Genomic DNA, 15547 nt, shown 5'->3' with positions numbered 1-15547 from the left:
ATCCGCCCGCCGCACAACCGACCGAGCCCACAGTGCAGATAGAGTGCACGGGACATGCTTAAGCGACGCTTATCCGCGCGCGGAGCGTTCAGTTACCAAAAATTGTTTTGAAAGCTTCGGCACCGCTGCAGGCCGCCGCCAGGCTGTCGCCCAGGCTTTATTTGCTGATGGAGGCCATCTGCCTGAGGCGCCGTGCAAGCGCCTTCGATACCACCGGCTTAGCTCCTCCTTCGGCACTGCTGGCGGCTTCGCTTTCCTTGAGGAACACGGCGGTCTCGCGGGCGACGATTTCCCGCTCGTTGTCGGAGGTGATCATGTGGTACGAATCGTCGAGATAGATGGTGCGCAGAACCGGCGATCCAATGTTCGACGCAACGAATTGCGCGTTGCGCGGACTGGAGGTCTCGTCGTCGATTGCATGAATCAGCAGGCAATCGTTCTTGAGCGCCGCCAGTGTTCTTTTCACGCTCGCGGCAAGGCGGCTCGCTTCATGCAACGCAGGAAGCGAGATGCTCGACGGGCCTACTTCGCTCAAGTCGTTACGCTGCATCGCGCGGCCGACCTTCGCGCGCAACGCCTCGTTGCGCAGCCCGAACGGCGCTTCCTCGCGATACCGCCAGCGATGGCGCAGCGGCGTGTAATACGCCCAGCCGAGCAGGAAGCGATACCACGGCATCGCCCAACCGTCGTAGTCGAGCGTGACAGACAGCAGCACGATAGCCTGCGCGCTGGGCCGCTCACGCACGAGCGCCAGTGCGAGCGCTGCGCCCATCGAAAGGCCGCACACGGAGACTCGCGAGTAACGCTCGCTCAGCGCATCGAATTCCCTGACCGCGGCCGCAACCCATGCTTCCATGCGCAGTTCCGGCGTGCCTGCACTGTAACCGTGGAGGTTGGGCGCACAGGTGGTGAGCCCTTCGCTATTCAAGTAGCGCGCGAGATGGCGCATTTCGAGCGGTGAGCTGGACAGGCCGTGCAGCATCAGGACTGCATGGTCGCTGCCGGAGTAGAAGGTCGACGCGGTCAACGCGGAGGTTTTCTTGGTCACGCTAATCAACCCTGCGCAAGATCAGAAACTCACCGGCGTGGGTGGTAAAGCGCTCACAAATGCATTCCACGAGTCTGTGCACACCGTCGCCCGAACTGATGCGCACGCGATGCCGCCCCGGTTGCAAACCACGGTGTAGCCTTTCGATATCGTCAGGATGCGCACTGGCAAAAAGCCGCCCCGGCGCCATTTCCTTGGCGCCTGGCGCCGCGTTGCGATCGACGGCCTGCAGCAAGATGATGGCGTCGTGGTAATGCGGAAGATGCCGCACCAGCCGATGCGTTTCGTCCACCGCCCGGCGCGACAGCGCACGCTCATTATCGGCGCGCAGCAGCATTTCGTAGCGTGAAAGCGCCACTGCCGCGATCAGTTCTGTACTGAATTGCGAGCGCCGCAGCCGTTCGATAAGTGTGATAGTGGACAGCGTGACGAGCGGATACGAAATCGCGAGCATGACGTCAGCGCGATCGATGACCGCAATCTGGCCGTAAGGTGGAACGAACAGGAAATCGGCAATGCCCAGTCCAAGCAGCATGACTGTCAGCGAAGGAATGAGGCCAAAGAAATATTCGACCATGGCCGCCGCTATGCAGAAGGCGACACCTGGCATGACCGGGCCGAGGAATGGGTGCAAGGCGAGTCTGACCCCGCTGGCGACACAAAGTGCGAGCGCGCTCATTACCCACACTCGCTTGCCTCGCGGCGCCCAGCGGCGGGCGTTTTGAATATTCATTAATGCGGATTGTTTCAGCGAGATAACCAGAACGAGGGTGGATTATTACACACAGTTACAGCCAGTGTCGCATGCATAAGCTTAAGCGATGCTTAAAGACTTCCGGGCATTGGACTTGTCACGGAGAAGGGCCGGCCCTGGATAAAGACATGGTAAGGATTACTGTGAATTCGAAAGATTCATGGCACAAGCGATTGATTCTGGGAAGCCCGTGCTTAAGGAACGCTTAAGCAGCTGCCGCAGACAATTCATGCTCGATATTTTTTGGTAGGACCGGGGAGACTTCACGATGCGGCTATTACTGGTAGAAGACGACGAGATGATTGCCGAGACCGTGCTCGACTCCATGCGCCGGCTGGGTTACGCAATCGACTGGGCGGCGGACGGACGCGCCGCGGAACTGTCGCTTGGCAATGGCGTGTACGACCTCGTGCTGCTCGACCTCGGCTTGCCGAAACGCGATGGCATCCAGGTGTTGAACACATACCGCAAGGCCGGCGGAGCGGCGTCAGTCATCATCCTGACTGCGCGCGATGCCGTGGACGACCGCGTCCGCGGGCTGGATGCAGGTGCCGACGACTACCTCATGAAACCCTTCGATCTCGACGAACTGGCCGCACGCGTGCGCGCGGCGCTGCGACGTCGTACCGGACAAAAGCAGCCCATCTATACGCATGGCGAGCTTGCCCTTGATCCCGCGTCGCACGAAGCTAGCAAGGCGGGTGTGCCGTTGCCGCTGGTGCCGCGCGAGTTCGCGTTGCTTCAGGTGCTGATCGAGGAGCCAACACGCGTTTTCAGGCGTGCGGAACTGGAGGAGAAGCTGTATGGATGGGGAGAGGAAGTGGGCAGCAATACCATTGAGGTACATGTCCACAGTCTCAGACGCAAGATTGGCGCTGAGCAAATATTGACGGTCCGGGGCGTGGGCTACCGGCTCAAGGGTATCGAATGACATCTATCCGCCGCTGGCTGCTCGGCTGGCTGATCTTCGGACTGGCCGCGACGTCGCTGGCTGCGGCCTATGGCATCTTTAACACCGCGCGCCGTGAAGCGAGCGAGTTGTTCGACTACGAGCTGCGCACCGTCGCGCTGTCGTTGCCGGCAAATATTGCTACCGCCGATGCTACCGAACGGGCCAACCACGACTTCAGCGGCATAGCCGACGACCGGATTGCTATCGATATCTGGGACAAACAAGGCAAGCTCGTTTACCACTCGCTCAAGGAGCCGGCGTTGCCGCGCATCGCTGAAGGATTCCGGTCGATTGAACGCGATGACTACCGATGGCGCGTGTTTGGCCTGCAGCAACCTGAGCGGTACATTCAGGTGGCGCAACCGTTCTCGGTTCGCGAGGATCTTGCGCTGCGGCTCGCCTGGCGCACCTTGTGGCCGCTAGCGCTGGTGGTGCCGGTGACCATTGCGCTGGTGTTGTTTGTCGTCGCACGGGGGCTTGCGCCGATCGGTGGGTTGTCGCGGGCGTTATCGCGGCGCTCGCTCGACTCGCTTGAGCCGTTGCAAGCTGGCGCTCGCGTGCCGGTCGAGATCCGTCCACTGGTCGATGCGCTCAACGACTTGCTGCGCCGGTTGAACGATGCGTCGCAAGCGCAGCGAGTTTTTGTTGCCGATGCGGCGCACGAATTGCGCACGCCGCTGACCGCGTTGAAGTTGCAGCTTCAGGCGGCCCGGCGTGACGGCACTTTGCAAGGCGACGGCCAGATACTCGAGCGTCTCGAGGGACGGCTCAACCGGATCATTCACCTTGCACATCAGTTATTGGCGATGGCACGCGAGGATGCGAATCGTGCTGCGTCGATGGCGCCCGTGAGTCTGCGCCGTCTCGCGGAGAGGTCAGTCAGTGATCTCTCGTTGCTGGCGGAGGCCAAACGCATCGATCTGGGACTGGAGGAGCGCACGCGCAATGCATCGGACGAGTATGTCGTGCTGGGCGATGAACATTCGCTTGGGATCCTGCTGAACAATCTGATCGATAACGCGATTCGCCATACGCCCGAGGGCGGCAAGGTCGATGTGATCCTTACGCGTGATGTACAAGGCATGGGCGTTGAAGTCGTGGATACAGGGTCGGGCATTGCGCCCGATGAACTGGGCCGGGTTTTTGACCGGTTTTATCGCGGTACGGGTGCGCAGGGGGCGGGTAGCGGGCTTGGACTCGCGATAGCATCAAGCATTGCGGGGCGGCATGGGGCTACGCTCGAGGTGCGCAATCGCGAGGATGGGGGTGGGTTGACGGTGAGAGTGGGGTCGTTGGCGCCGGGGAAGTAACCGGCTAAGCCCTTAGTCCACCAACGCCCCATCGTCATCGAAGAACGGATACGGGCCGTCAAACTGCTCGACGTATTCATGATGCGACACGAGCCCCACGTCGTGCGTCCAATAGTGCAAGGCAAACGCCCCCGGCTCGAGCACGAACGCCGACGGTGCGTCGACATGCAGATCAAGCACCACCTGATGCGCGGTCGATGGCGCAATAGAAGCGATCGTTCCCGCGAAGCGCTTAAACACCGGCCGATGCACATGCCCACACAAAACACGCTCCACATTCGGATACCTCGAAATCAGCGCCTCGAGCTTCGACGCGGCCTGCGCGTCAAGCGCCATGTCGTCCATATGCCCGATACCGGTAGCAAACGGCGGATGATGCAACGCGACAATCACCGGACGACCGTCAGCGGCCTCCAACTGATGCTCAAGCCACGCAAGACGCGCATCGCATAACGTGCCCGGGCTTTCCTGCGGCTTCTGCGAATCCAGCGCGATGATCCGCATATCTTGCAGATCGAACGCATATTGCACAAAGTCGCTACCTGTACCGCTTTCGTGCAGATAACCGGCATCGAAAACTTCGCGCAATGCCGCGCGATCGTCGTGGTTTCCGACCATCAGATACACCGGCATTTCCAACGGCTTCAGGCACGCTGCCAAGTGCCGGTATTCATCGACGGTTCCAAAATCCACCAGATCGCCCGTCACCAGCACCGCATCAGGACGCGGACTCAGCGCGTTCAACCGTTCGACACAAGCACGCAGACACGCGGCGGTATCGACTTTCTTATACGCGAGCACACCGGGAAGCTTGATATGCAAATCCGTGATTTGAGCGAGCAGCATGGCATCTCCTTGGTTTGGCTTCAGGCGAACGAGAGAACGTGAAGAATCAACGCAACGCGACCCAGCCCTCGTCGCGCACCGATATCCCCACCGCCGTTCCCTGCGCCAGTTCAACGCGGCCGGGCACATCGACAATCAATGCATCCGGCGCCGCGTCCCTGATTTTCAAGCGGGTACGTTCACCCAAAAACAGCGCCGACTCCACCGCGCCGCGCAGCTGCGCAGATTGCGGATCGACAAGGACAGCATCTTCCGGCCGGAAGAAAACTTCCGTCCGCGCACCATCCCGCGCACGCAATTGCGCAACGAGTCCCGTCACGCTAATCGTACCGCCAAGCGTGACGAATACGTCATCGCGGCACTCTCCCGCCACCCGATTCAATGTACCGATGAATTGCGCCACCGCGCGGCTCGCCGGCTGGTAATAAATCTCGCGCGGCGTGCCACACTGCTCAATGCGCCCTTCGCTCATCACCACGATCCGGTCGGCCAAAGCCATCGCTTCGGACTGGTCATGCGTGACGTAGATACTGGTCACGCGAAGCTCGCGCAGCAACGCATTCATCTCGGCACGCAGGGTTTCGCGCAGGCGGGCATCGAGTGCGGTCAGCGGTTCATCGAGCAACAATACACGCGGCCTCGGCGCCAGTGCGCGAGCCAATGCAACACGCTGGCGCTGACCGCCGGACAACTCCGTAATCGGCTTGTCGGCGTGGGCGTTCAATTCAGTCATCTCGAGCAATTCATCCACCCGCCGACGCGCCGCCGATGCCTCCACCTTCTGGATCCGCAAGCCATAACCCACGTTGCCGCGCACGGTTAGATTGGGAAACAGCGCGTAATTCTGGAACACCATGCCGACCTGACGACGCTCGATGGGCAATGCCGTGACATCGTCGGCACCGAAGCTCACGCGGCCACCGGCATCGGGCTTTTCCAGCCCCGCAATCAACCGCAGCGTGGTGGTCTTGCCGCAGCCTGACGGTCCGAGCAGCACCAGCGTCTCGCCGGGTTCGATGCTGAGATCGACAGGTTCGAGCACACGCTGCCCGCGAAACGTTTTCGCACAACGGCTGAGGGTGACGGGAACGGCTTCGAGTCTCATCGTGCGGTCTCTACGGGTTGGGTAAGGGTTTGCTGCCCCGGAGCGCTGCTTCGCGACAATGCGCGCTTGCGTTTTGCTGCGGCGCGGGCACTTTGCGCCCCAGCCGGATCGACGCCCAGCCACTGCATCGCTATCAGCAACGGCAAGGTCATCAGCAGGAAAAGAATAGTGTAGGCGCTGCCGACTTCAAGACGCATGGACGCGTATGCATCGGCGAGTCCGACCGGGAGTGTCTTGGTGTCGGGCGTATGCAGCATCCATGTCAGGTTGAACTCGCCTATCGATAAAGTCAGCACCGCGAGCGCGCCGGCAACAATGCCGGGACGCGCATTCGGCAGCACGATCGTCAGGAAGCGCTGCGTGAACGACGCGCCCAGACTCGCCGCGCCTTCCTCCATGGTCCGCAGGTCAGTACCCGCGCAGACGGCGGCGACCGAGCGCACCATGAACGGCAAGGTGAAGACCACATGCCCGGCGACGATGAACCACATGCTCGATCGAAACGCGCTCCAGCCGCCGTACACGGACAACAAAGCCAACGCGGTAGCGAGCCCTGGCAACGCAATAGGCAGCACCAGAAGCTCTTCCACGAACCGTGCCCAACGCGTGTTGCTGCGCGCCAAGGCGTACGCTGCAGGCACACCAATCGCGAGCGTGATGGCGAGCGTTGCGAGCGCGATCTCTATCGATAACCAGACCGAACCCTGATACATCTCCCACACTTGCTCGAGCCATTTGAGCGTCAACCCGCTCGACACGCCGCGAAAATAGTTGACGGTCAATCCGGCCATCACCGACATCACCACGGGCACGACCATGAACGCAACCAGCGCCAGCGTCAGCAATAATTGCCCGGCAACAAGCAAACGACGCGGTCTCAGGAACTCAGGCATCGGCGTCCTCATGCGGTAGCGGCGACAGTCGCGCCGGTGAGGCTGCGAGCGACCGCCAACACGGCCCACGTAACCAGGCCGAGCACGATCGACAACGCTGCTGCCGTCGCAAGATTCGCGTTCAGCGTGAACTCGGTGTAGATGGTCATCGGCAATACGTCGAGGTCGGTGGCGAGTGTGAACGCGGTGCCGAAAGCGCCCATCGCGGTAGCAAAGCACACTGCACCCGCCGCGATCAATGCAGGCATCAGGGCGGGCATAACAACGTCGATAAAGATCCGCCACGGCGATGCCCCCAGCGAACGCGCCGCTTCTTCCAGCGACGCATCCAGCTTCGTTGCAGCCGCCATGACGGTGACGATCACGCGCGGAATCGAGAAATACAGATAGCCCAGGAACAAACCGCTGAGTGAATACGCGAACACCCAGCGGTCGCCCGTCAGCCGTGTGGAGATGGCGCCGATCAACCCTTGGCGCCCGGCCAGCATGATCACCATGAACCCCACCACCACGCCGGGGAACGCGAGCGGAAAGGTCAGCAACGCGACCAGCAAGCGCTTCGCCGGCAGGTCCCGGCGTGCGAGAAACAAGCCCGCGATCGTCGATAACACCAGCGTCGCCGCCGTCACCGCCAGCGACAACGCAATCGTCGCAAGCAAGCTATGCAGATAACGCGAGTTGGTCAGGACCTCGCGATACGCAGTGAACGCGTCCGGCACCGCGCTGGCCTGCAGCAACGCGACCAGCGGTAGCAACCAGAACGCGCAGAACACGGCCAGCGCAGGCGCCAGCAGGAAGACCCGCGCGCGGGTGGAGAAGGTGGAATCTTGCATCGTTGAAAGATCAGTGCATGACGCGCAAATACTCTTCGCCGAACGCGCTCTGCTTCTTGGCCATCTCCGCGAAGTCGACGTCCTTGGCGCGCTCATACTCCGACGCCGGCAGGAACTTCGCGGCGATGTCAGGCGGCAACGCTCCGCCGCGCACCGGTCGCAGATACGCGTTCGCCCACAGACGCTGGCCTTCATCCGACAGCACGAAATCCAGCACCTTCTCACCGTTCGCCTGGTGCGGCGCGCCCTTCACGAGGCTCATCACATACGGCACCACGATCGTGCCTTCCTTCGGAATCACGAACTCCACGTTCGCATGATCCTTGTATTTCGCACGATACGCGTCGAAGTCATAGTCGAGCAGGATCGGAATCTCGCCCGACATCACGCGCGCATACGCGGTCTGCTTCGGCACGATCGGCGCGTTGGCCTTCATCTTTGCGAACCAGTCGAGACCGGGTTTGAAGTTATCGAGCGTGCCGCCCAACGCCTGGTTCACGGCCACTGCCCCCGCATATCCCACGAACGCCGACGACGGATCAAGATAACCGACCATGCCCTTGTATTCCGGCTTCAGCAAGTCCGCCCACGAGCGCGGTACCGGCTTGCCATCGAGCGCGTCCTTGTTGACGAAAAAGCCCAGCGTGCCCGAGTGAATCGCGAACCAGTAGCCGTTGGGATCCTTCATGCCGGCAGGGATATCGTTCCAGTGCGCAGGCTTGTATGGCTGCACCAGGTCCTTGTCTTTTGCCTGGAACGCCGATGAAACGCCGAGATACACCACGTCGGCAATCGGGCTCTTTTGCTCGGCCATCATCTGCGCGATAGCCTGGCCGGAGTTCTTGTTATCGAACGGCACGCGGATGCCGGTCTGCTTCTGGATGGCAGCAATCTGGCTCGCCCAGTCCGCCCATTCCGGCGGGCAGTTGTAGCAGATCGCGGTGCCATCGGCATAGGCCGCGCCGGCCGCACAGAAGGTAGCCGTTGCTGCTAGCAGCGTGGCGAGGACATGACGAATTTTCATGCAGGATTCTCCGATACGAGGGAGGCCGTTCTGGCCGCAGGATCGATCAATGGCGCGATGGTCGCGCCGGTTCTTACGCTATGAGGCAACTTGAAAGGGACGGGGCCACTGGTTGTATCGCCGGGCAAACCAAGCCGGGCCGCGAGATGAAGCCATGCGCACCGGCCAATCTCGCGGTTCGGCGTGGCGACGCTGGACAGCGCTGTCGATAACCATTCGCCAAGCGGAATGCCGTCGAAGCCGAGCACCGAGATATCGTGCGGCACGGACAAACCCGCATGCCGCAAACCGCGCATCACGATGATCGCCAGGCGGTCATTGCTGCAGAAAAGCGCAGTGGGCCGGCGAGCGGGATCGGAAAGATGTGCGAGCAGCGTAGGCGGCAGATCGTCCGCGTTGAAATCGAGTTCGATAGGCGGATGAGGCGTATGGCCGGCGTCGAGCATTGCGTCTTCGTAACCGCGATACCGCAAGCGCGCACGGTCCGATTCCGCGAACGAACCGGCCAGCATCAGGATCCGCCGATGCCCGCGCTGCAGCAACGCACACACTCCGTCACGCGCCGCCCGCCGGTTATCCACCGATACCGCCGCACGGTACGCCGTGTCGTTATGCGCCAGCACATAAGGCAAGCCGATGCGATCGAGGTCGTCCAGCAAGGGGTTGGATTCGGCGTCGGCCACCGTTGCAATCAGGCCATCCACGCGTTGCTCGCGCAAGGTCTCGATCGCGCGGCGCTCACGCGCGCTGTCATACGCGGTGGTCATCAGCATCAGGCGGTAGTCACTGGCGGATGCCGCTTCATCAATGCCTTGCAGCGACTCGGCGAAGACGGGATTGGCCAGTGTCGGCACGACCACGCCGACCAGCCGCGTGCGTACGCCGCGAAGCTGGCGGCCTCGTGCACTGGGCATGAAGTCGAGTGCTTCGATCGACTCGCGCACCTTGGCGAGCGTCTCTGCATTCAGCAATTGCGGGGCGTTAAGCGCACGCGAGACGGTGGCGATAGACACGCCTGAATGCGCGGCTACGTCCTTGATGGTGGAGTGCATGGGCTGTGGCAAGAGCTTGGGCAAGAATTCGCTGAAAACGTTTACAGCCGCGATTATCGAAGGGCTCTGTGACGTGCTCGTGAAAGCTTGAAAGCTTGGTGGCTCATGCGGATGAATCGCACCACCCTTCTCTTTTCATGCGCAAAAAAAACTTACCACCCGACACTCGGTCCAGCGCTCGCGTCACGGGCATCGAAGCGTCAGCCCATACCGTACTTCGACCTTCAACCTTACCGACTCTTTCTGCTTGTTATTTACACGTAACCTCAGCGAAAGCAGACCGTCTTTTAGGGTTCATACGTAAGTGTTCCAATGCGCTCGGATCGAAAGAAAGGTCTTTTAAAGTCCGCATCCTAGTCCGCACCCGTCCCCCCAAAGGCCACGCGGCCACACAAGCACTGAAACAACGACATCGGGAGCTTCACACATGTTTCGTCGAGCCTTAATGGTTGGCGTACCCACTGCAGCAATGGCTATCGGCCTATATGCCTGCGGCGGTGGCAACAACAGCAATCCTAGTTCGTCGCAATCCATCCAAAACCGGTTGGCGACGGCTACCCCCATCAAGCACGTAGTCGTGATCTATAACGAGAACGTCTCGTTCGACCACTACTTCGCGACCTATCCGAACGCGGCGAACCCGGCAGGTGAACCGGCATTCACGCCGGCAGCGGGCACGCCGGCAGTCAATGGTCTGACCGGTACGTTGCTGACGGCCAACCCGAACTTCACGAACACGGCCAACGGCACGGGCGCTGCCAATCCGTTCCGCCTGGACCGGACGCAAGCCGCAACCGCCGACCAGAACCACGCGTACACGGCCGAACAACACGCCTACGATAACGGCGCAGCCGACCTCTTCCCTAAGTACACGGGTAAGGGCACGGCAGGCGGCGCAGGCGCATTCGGTACCGCAGGCCAGGTCATGGGTTATTTCGACGGCAACACGGTCGGCGCCCTCTGGAACTACGCGCAGAAGTTCGCGATGAGCGACAACGCGTACACGTCCACCTACGGTCCGTCCACGCCGGGCGCACTTGAAGTTGTGTCGGGCCAGACCAACGGCCTGCAGCCGGTCAAGTTCAGCACGGGCCCGGTCAGCGCGACGGCCACGGGTTCGTACTACGTGAATGACGGCCAGGGCGGCTTCACGCTGATCAACGACGTTGATCCGGCCAGCGACACTTGCTCGAGCACGACCGACACCGCTTTGCTGAACGCGAAGAACATCGGCGATTTGTTGAATGCTCAGAACATCTCGTGGGGCGGCTTCATGGGCGGCTTCAACTTGCAGACCGTGAACAGCAACGGCACGACTGGTTGCAAGCGCAGCACGTTGTCGCCGGTGGTGGGTCAGACAACCGCCGACTATGTCCCGCACCACAACTGGTTCCAGTACTTCGCATCGACGGCTAACCCGACGCATGCACGCCCGAGCTCGGCGGCAGTGATCGGCTTGTCGCTCGAAGCGGACGGCAAGACGCCGGAACCGGCGAATCACCAGTACGACACCGACGACTTCTTCGCCACCGTCAAGGCCGGCAACTATCCGTCGGTCAGCTTCATCAAGGCGCCGGCGTTCCAGGATGGCCACGCAGGCTATTCGGATCCGCTCGACGAGCAAGCCTTTACGGCGAAGATCGTCAACTTCCTGCAGCAGCAGCCGGATTGGGCGAGCACCGCTGTGATCGTGGCGTGGGATGACTCGGACGGCTGGTACGACCATGCGTATGCAGTGCCGACCTCGTCGTCGTTCGACGCGATTGCCGACCAGGTGAATGGCGCCGGCACGTGCGGCACCGCTACGGCTCCGCTGGGTGTGAAGGGCGCGCCGGTGAATGGCCGCTGCGGTCCGGGCACGCGTATTCCGTTCGTCGTGATCTCGCCGTGGGCCAAGGTGAACTACGTGGACCACACGCAGATCAGCCAGGCTTCGGTGACTCGCTTCATCGAAGACAACTGGCTCAACGGCACGCGTCTCGGTGGCGGTTCGTTTGACGCGACTGCCGGCAGCATCAACGGATTGTTCAACTTCAGCGGTGCGGGTAACAACCCGACGCTGTTTGTCGATCCGAACCTGGGTACGCCGGTCGCATCGGTTCCCACGATCTGATTGTTGCCTGAATGCCCGCGTCGGATCACTGACGCGGGCGGTTACTCTTGCCGCGTCGCCGCCGAGAAATTGGCCGGCGGCGTTTTCCATACTGCCTCTGCTTCCTGGTTAACATGTCGCACACCGTCATACCTCCGGTAACGCCTGCCACCGGCGAGAAGCCAAACTTTCTTCGCCCCAGACACATCCTGCTCGGATGCCTCGCCGCCGTGGTTCTCGGCGCCGCCGCATTCAGCGCATGGGCCGTCGCGTTCCCTTCGCAAGTACCGGCCCGCGTGGGCGTCATCGTGGAAGACCTGACGGGTGCCAATCCGAATCCCGTTGTACTCTCGCGTCCGCCGGTCGCGCCGTTGAGCGCGGTCGCGCAACTGGGCCAGAAGATTTTCTTCGACGAGTCGCTGTCCGGATCCGGGAAACAGTCGTGCGCGTCGTGCCACAGCCCGGACCATGCCTATGGGCCGCCGAACAAGCTTTCCGTGCAGTTGGGCGGACCGCACATGAACCTGGAAGGCTACCGTCCGCCGCCTTCCCTGATGTACCTGTATCTGCAGCCCAACTTCAGCATTGGACCCGATGCCGGTGAAGCCGAAGCGCCGCCCGATTTCGCCGCCCTCGCCTCGCAAGCCGCAGGAACCGCCAAGGCGCAAAAGAACGCGGGCGTAGCGCCCGCTGCGCCGGCCATGGTGCCCCAAGGTGGTTTCTTCTGGGACGGCCGCGCCGATACGCTGCAAGCTCAAGCGTCCGGCCCGATGCTCAACCCCGTGGAAATGGCGAACACCAGCGAAGCCGATGTCTCCGCAAAATTGCAGCGCACGGCTTACAAGGCCGACTTCACGAAGCTGTTCGGCCCGCAGATTTTCCAGAGCACGCAGCTCACCGTCTCTGAGGCGATGTTTGCGGTTGCGCGCTATCAAGTCGAAGAGCAGTCGTTCCATCCGTACTCGAGCAAGTACGACTACTGGCTCGAGGGCAAGGCACGGCTGACGCAAGCGGAGTTGCATGGCTTGCGCCTCTTCAACGATCCCGACAAGGCCAACTGCGCCGGCTGCCATTTGTCCAAGCCCAGTTCGGACGGCGTGCCGCCGATGTTCACCGACTACCAGTACGAAGCACTCGGCGTACCGCGTAACACCACGCTTGCCGTCAACCACGATCCGAAGTTCTTCGACATGGGCGTATGCGGCCCGTTCCGTGACGACATCAAGGACCAGACGCAGTATTGCGGCATGTTCCTCACGCCCACGCTCCGGAACTCGGCTACACGGCAAGTGTTCTTCCATAACGGCGTCTACCATTCGCTCGACGACGTGATGTCCTTCTATAACGACCGCAATACGGCGCCGGAGAAGTTCTATCCGAAGGGCCCCGACGGCAAGGTCAATAAGTACGACGACCTGCCCGCGAAGTTACACGCGAACATCGACGTGACGGATGCGCCGTTCGACCGCAAGTTCGGCGACAAGCCCGCGATGACGGATCAGGAGATGAAGGACATCATCGCGTTCCTGCATACGCTGAACGACGGTTATCACAAGGGCAGCTAACCCACTCGATCAGCTTTTGATGAGCTTGATGCTGGAGGCGTCCGCGGTCAGGTAACCGACCGTGGCGCCGAAACGGTCCTTGTAGTTGGCCCGCACGAGCGGATCCAGTGCGGCCTTCACCTTGTCGTGTACCGGGCTCTCCCAGTCGCCCGCGTGCTGGAAGTTGCTCATGATGTAGGTCCAGCCGTTGATCTCGTCAACCGCGTGAAGGCCGGTCGATTCCGCACCGGCCGGACACGACAGCACCCGCGACAAAGTCTGCGTGTCCACGTTATAGGCCCACAGGAAGTTGTTCACGTGCATGCCCGAATCTTCGCCAATGAAGAGCGTGCGCAACTTCTCCGAGAACTTCAGGTTGTCCGGGTTCGCGATCTTCGCCGCGTTCGCGGTATTGCCGAGTGCATCGGGTGGCGAGAGGTCTTCGCCCACCAGCGCGGCCGGTGCTGCCATGTCTACCGGCACCCATTCGCTGTTGATCGCTGTACCGCTCGTATCCCTCTGCCCCGCTCTCAGGTTCAACGCATAAACTGCACCGGCGTTGATGGCTTTATCGACGGCTACATCTGTTGATGCCGCGTTGCCCTTGACCATCGACTTCTCGACGCGTGACATTGCGGTGTACACGATCTTGTCCTTCGCGTTGATCGTCGTGCCTTCGAGCTTCGTAAAGCCCATGCTCCCGCCGATATACGCCGCATAACGATGCGTCTCCAGGAACGCCGCGGCCTTCTCCATGCCCGGCTTGATACGAATCCAGTTGAACGTGCCGTTGAAATTGATCTTCGTGAAGCTCGCGTCGAGGGGGTCCTTGGTGCTCACGTCCATGATGTCCGACGCTTTCAGCTTCGCGGCCATCGCTTCGATCTCGGCGCTCGTTGCGCTGCCGATCCTGATCCACGTCAGGTTGGCCGAGCCCGCGCCCGCCGATGATGTCTGCGCCCACTTCGCCACATACAGCGTGCCCGACGACAAGTCCTCCGCCCGATCCGCGATGAACATGAAGAGGCCGCCGTTGGTCGCGTCGTCGCCCATCATGACGGTGCGTTTGTCGGGCATCACCTGCACCAGTTCGTGCGAGATGCGCCCGAGGTTGTAGTGCTTCTTGATCGAGCCCGTGCCGTCCGGGTTCACCGTGACTTCGGGGAGGTGACCATAGTTGTACGGGTTCGCGCGGCTCGCGTCGCCGTAGAGGCTCGTGCTGAACGCCTTGAACTGGCTGTTGGTCGCAATGACCGTTGCGTCCGGCTCGTACTCTTCGCTCGACAGATGCGTGTTCCACGGTGACAAGCTCGCGCCGCAGGTGATCCACAATCCGTTCGCCTTCGACGTATCCACGTTGTGATACTTCACGAGCGTGAGTTTGCCGGTCGTCTGGTCCTGGTCGAGCGTGAGCACGGCGATAGGCGAAGGCAATTGTCCATACGTCGACACCAGGCTCTGGTCGCGCGTTGCGTATTCGAACTGGACGACTGCGAATACGGCCTTGCCCTTGATGCCGGCAACCGTCGGTTTATCGAGTGACAGCAGCGACGTGCCGTCCGGGCAATCCGAGAAGAACTGGCGCTCTTTTCCTGCCACCGATTGGTCGATGATCGGCTGGTTGTTGATGTCGTAATAACCGCCGGCGAGCGTCGTGCCGCCGCTGCCGTTCGGCACCCTGTCGCCCGTCACGAAGAATGGCTGGTAGGCGAGTTTGTACGCTTGCGTCGTGCCGTCGCTGTAGGTCACCGTGAGCGTGGAGCCGACCGTGGTGGTCGCCATGGCAGCCGTGTCCGCGAGAGACGGCGCGGCCATTGAAGCGAATGAAGCGGACTTGAACGATGCCGACGTGACCGGAGCGGTTGCACTGTCACCGCCGCAGCCGGACAACAGCGTGGAAACGGAGAACGCGCCCAAGGGCAGCATGGGTGCGCCCACGAGCAATTTGAGGGCTTTGCGGCGCGATACGTTGGGCTGCTCTTGCATGTCGTCTGGTCCGGTTTTCTGTTGGGTGGGGGCCAGCGCACCCTGTCATTTAAACGTCTGAGCGTTTAGGTCATGGGTTCCGGGGTGCGCGATGAAGGCGAAGTGTAA

The 15547-nt window shown here is 61.4% G+C and carries 13 protein-coding genes; 4 read left to right on the top strand and 9 right to left on the bottom strand.

The features are described 5' to 3' along the window. Positions 1-157: 157 nt before the first annotated feature. Both FH08_RS0119625 and FH08_RS0119620 read right to left on the bottom strand, forming a co-directional pair. A complete protein-coding gene (locus FH08_RS0119625; RefSeq protein ID WP_031359971.1) occupies positions 158-1048 on the bottom strand; it encodes an alpha/beta hydrolase in 891 nt (296 codons plus the stop codon). A gap of 1 nt (position 1049) precedes the next feature. After that, on the bottom strand, positions 1050-1781 hold the full coding sequence (locus FH08_RS0119620; protein WP_031359970.1) for a DUF4118 domain-containing protein: 732 nt from the start codon (positions 1779-1781) through the stop codon (positions 1050-1052). Positions 1782-2070: 289 nt separating this feature from the next. Between FH08_RS0119620 and FH08_RS0119615 the strand changes: the two genes are divergently transcribed. Further along, positions 2071-2733 (top strand): response regulator, encoded by a 663-nt coding sequence (locus tag FH08_RS0119615; protein WP_031359969.1) that lies wholly within the window; start codon positions 2071-2073, stop codon positions 2731-2733. Further along, positions 2730-4064, top strand: coding sequence for an ATP-binding protein (locus tag FH08_RS0119610; RefSeq protein WP_031359968.1), 1335 nt, complete (start codon positions 2730-2732; stop codon positions 4062-4064). Before FH08_RS0119615 ends, FH08_RS0119610 begins: the two co-directional genes overlap by 4 nt. 12 nt (positions 4065-4076) lie before the next feature. Here FH08_RS0119610 and FH08_RS0119605 read toward each other — a convergent pair whose 3' ends face one another. Genes FH08_RS0119605 through FH08_RS0119580 form a run of 6 tightly spaced genes read right to left on the bottom strand, consistent with a single transcriptional unit; the run spans position 4077 to position 9817 of the window. Continuing rightward, positions 4077-4910 (bottom strand): phosphodiesterase, encoded by an 834-nt coding sequence (locus FH08_RS0119605; protein WP_031359967.1) that lies wholly within the window; start codon positions 4908-4910, stop codon positions 4077-4079. A 46-nt stretch (positions 4911-4956) separates the two neighbouring features. Further along, complete coding sequence (locus FH08_RS0119600) at positions 4957-6015, bottom strand: ABC transporter ATP-binding protein (RefSeq protein WP_031359966.1); 1059 nt, start codon at positions 6013-6015, stop codon at positions 4957-4959. Beyond that, positions 6012-6920, bottom strand: coding sequence for an ABC transporter permease subunit (locus FH08_RS0119595; protein ID WP_051888375.1), 909 nt, complete (start codon positions 6918-6920; stop codon positions 6012-6014). Before FH08_RS0119595 ends, FH08_RS0119600 begins: the two co-directional genes overlap by 4 nt. Next, complete coding sequence (locus tag FH08_RS0119590) at positions 6917-7741, bottom strand: ABC transporter permease (RefSeq protein WP_031359964.1); 825 nt, start codon at positions 7739-7741, stop codon at positions 6917-6919. Before FH08_RS0119590 ends, FH08_RS0119595 begins: the two co-directional genes overlap by 4 nt. A gap of 10 nt (positions 7742-7751) precedes the next feature. Beyond that, positions 7752-8765, bottom strand: a complete 1014-nt coding sequence (locus FH08_RS0119585) for an ABC transporter substrate-binding protein (RefSeq protein WP_031359963.1) — start codon at positions 8763-8765, stop codon at positions 7752-7754. Then, the gene (locus tag FH08_RS0119580; RefSeq protein WP_031359962.1) at positions 8762-9817 is read right to left on the bottom strand and encodes a substrate-binding domain-containing protein; all 1056 of its coding nucleotides are present in this window, start codon (positions 9815-9817) and stop codon (positions 8762-8764) included. The genes FH08_RS0119585 and FH08_RS0119580 overlap by 4 nt, the downstream gene beginning before the upstream one ends. Positions 9818-10244: 427 nt before the next feature. Between FH08_RS0119580 and FH08_RS0119570 the strand changes: the two genes are divergently transcribed. Next, the gene (locus FH08_RS0119570; protein ID WP_031359961.1) at positions 10245-11930 is read left to right on the top strand and encodes a phospholipase C; all 1686 of its coding nucleotides are present in this window, start codon (positions 10245-10247) and stop codon (positions 11928-11930) included. A 113-nt stretch (positions 11931-12043) separates the two neighbouring features. Continuing rightward, on the top strand, positions 12044-13474 hold the full coding sequence (locus FH08_RS0119565) for a cytochrome-c peroxidase (protein ID WP_081889515.1): 1431 nt from the start codon (positions 12044-12046) through the stop codon (positions 13472-13474). A gap of 9 nt (positions 13475-13483) precedes the next feature. On the opposite strand, the gene FH08_RS0119560 is transcribed toward FH08_RS0119565, so the two are convergent. Further along, on the bottom strand, positions 13484-15439 hold the full coding sequence (locus FH08_RS0119560) for a PhoX family protein (protein WP_031359959.1): 1956 nt from the start codon (positions 15437-15439) through the stop codon (positions 13484-13486). Between the last annotated feature and the right edge of the window lie 108 nt (positions 15440-15547).

Source organism: Caballeronia sordidicola (assembly GCF_000729995.1).
In the GTDB taxonomy this organism is placed as follows: Bacteria; Pseudomonadota; Gammaproteobacteria; order Burkholderiales; family Burkholderiaceae; genus Caballeronia; species Caballeronia sordidicola_A.
This window is presented reverse-complemented; position numbering and strand designations above follow the sequence as displayed.

What these genes read in the sequence shown, in the direction of transcription:
- FH08_RS0119620 (WP_031359970.1), bottom strand. Translation starts at nt 1,781, where the DNA reads ATGAATATTCAAAACGCCCGCCGCTGGGCGCCGCGAGGCAAGCGAGTG.
- FH08_RS0119615 (WP_031359969.1), top strand. Translation starts at nt 2,071, where the DNA reads ATGCGGCTATTACTGGTAGAAGACGACGAGATGATTGCCGAGACCGTG.
- FH08_RS0119610 (WP_031359968.1), top strand. Translation starts at nt 2,730, where the DNA reads ATGACATCTATCCGCCGCTGGCTGCTCGGCTGGCTGATCTTCGGACTG.
- FH08_RS0119605 (WP_031359967.1), bottom strand. Translation starts at nt 4,910, where the DNA reads ATGCTGCTCGCTCAAATCACGGATTTGCATATCAAGCTTCCCGGTGTG.
- FH08_RS0119600 (WP_031359966.1), bottom strand. Translation starts at nt 6,015, where the DNA reads ATGAGACTCGAAGCCGTTCCCGTCACCCTCAGCCGTTGTGCGAAAACG.
- FH08_RS0119595 (WP_051888375.1), bottom strand. Translation starts at nt 6,920, where the DNA reads ATGAGGACGCCGATGCCTGAGTTCCTGAGACCGCGTCGTTTGCTTGTT.
- FH08_RS0119590 (WP_031359964.1), bottom strand. Translation starts at nt 7,741, where the DNA reads ATGCAAGATTCCACCTTCTCCACCCGCGCGCGGGTCTTCCTGCTGGCG.
- FH08_RS0119585 (WP_031359963.1), bottom strand. Translation starts at nt 8,765, where the DNA reads ATGAAAATTCGTCATGTCCTCGCCACGCTGCTAGCAGCAACGGCTACC.
- FH08_RS0119580 (WP_031359962.1), bottom strand. Translation starts at nt 9,817, where the DNA reads ATGCACTCCACCATCAAGGACGTAGCCGCGCATTCAGGCGTGTCTATC.
- FH08_RS0119570 (WP_031359961.1), top strand. Translation starts at nt 10,245, where the DNA reads ATGTTTCGTCGAGCCTTAATGGTTGGCGTACCCACTGCAGCAATGGCT.
- FH08_RS0119565 (WP_081889515.1), top strand. Translation starts at nt 12,044, where the DNA reads ATGTCGCACACCGTCATACCTCCGGTAACGCCTGCCACCGGCGAGAAG.
- FH08_RS0119560 (WP_031359959.1), bottom strand. Translation starts at nt 15,439, where the DNA reads ATGCAAGAGCAGCCCAACGTATCGCGCCGCAAAGCCCTCAAATTGCTC.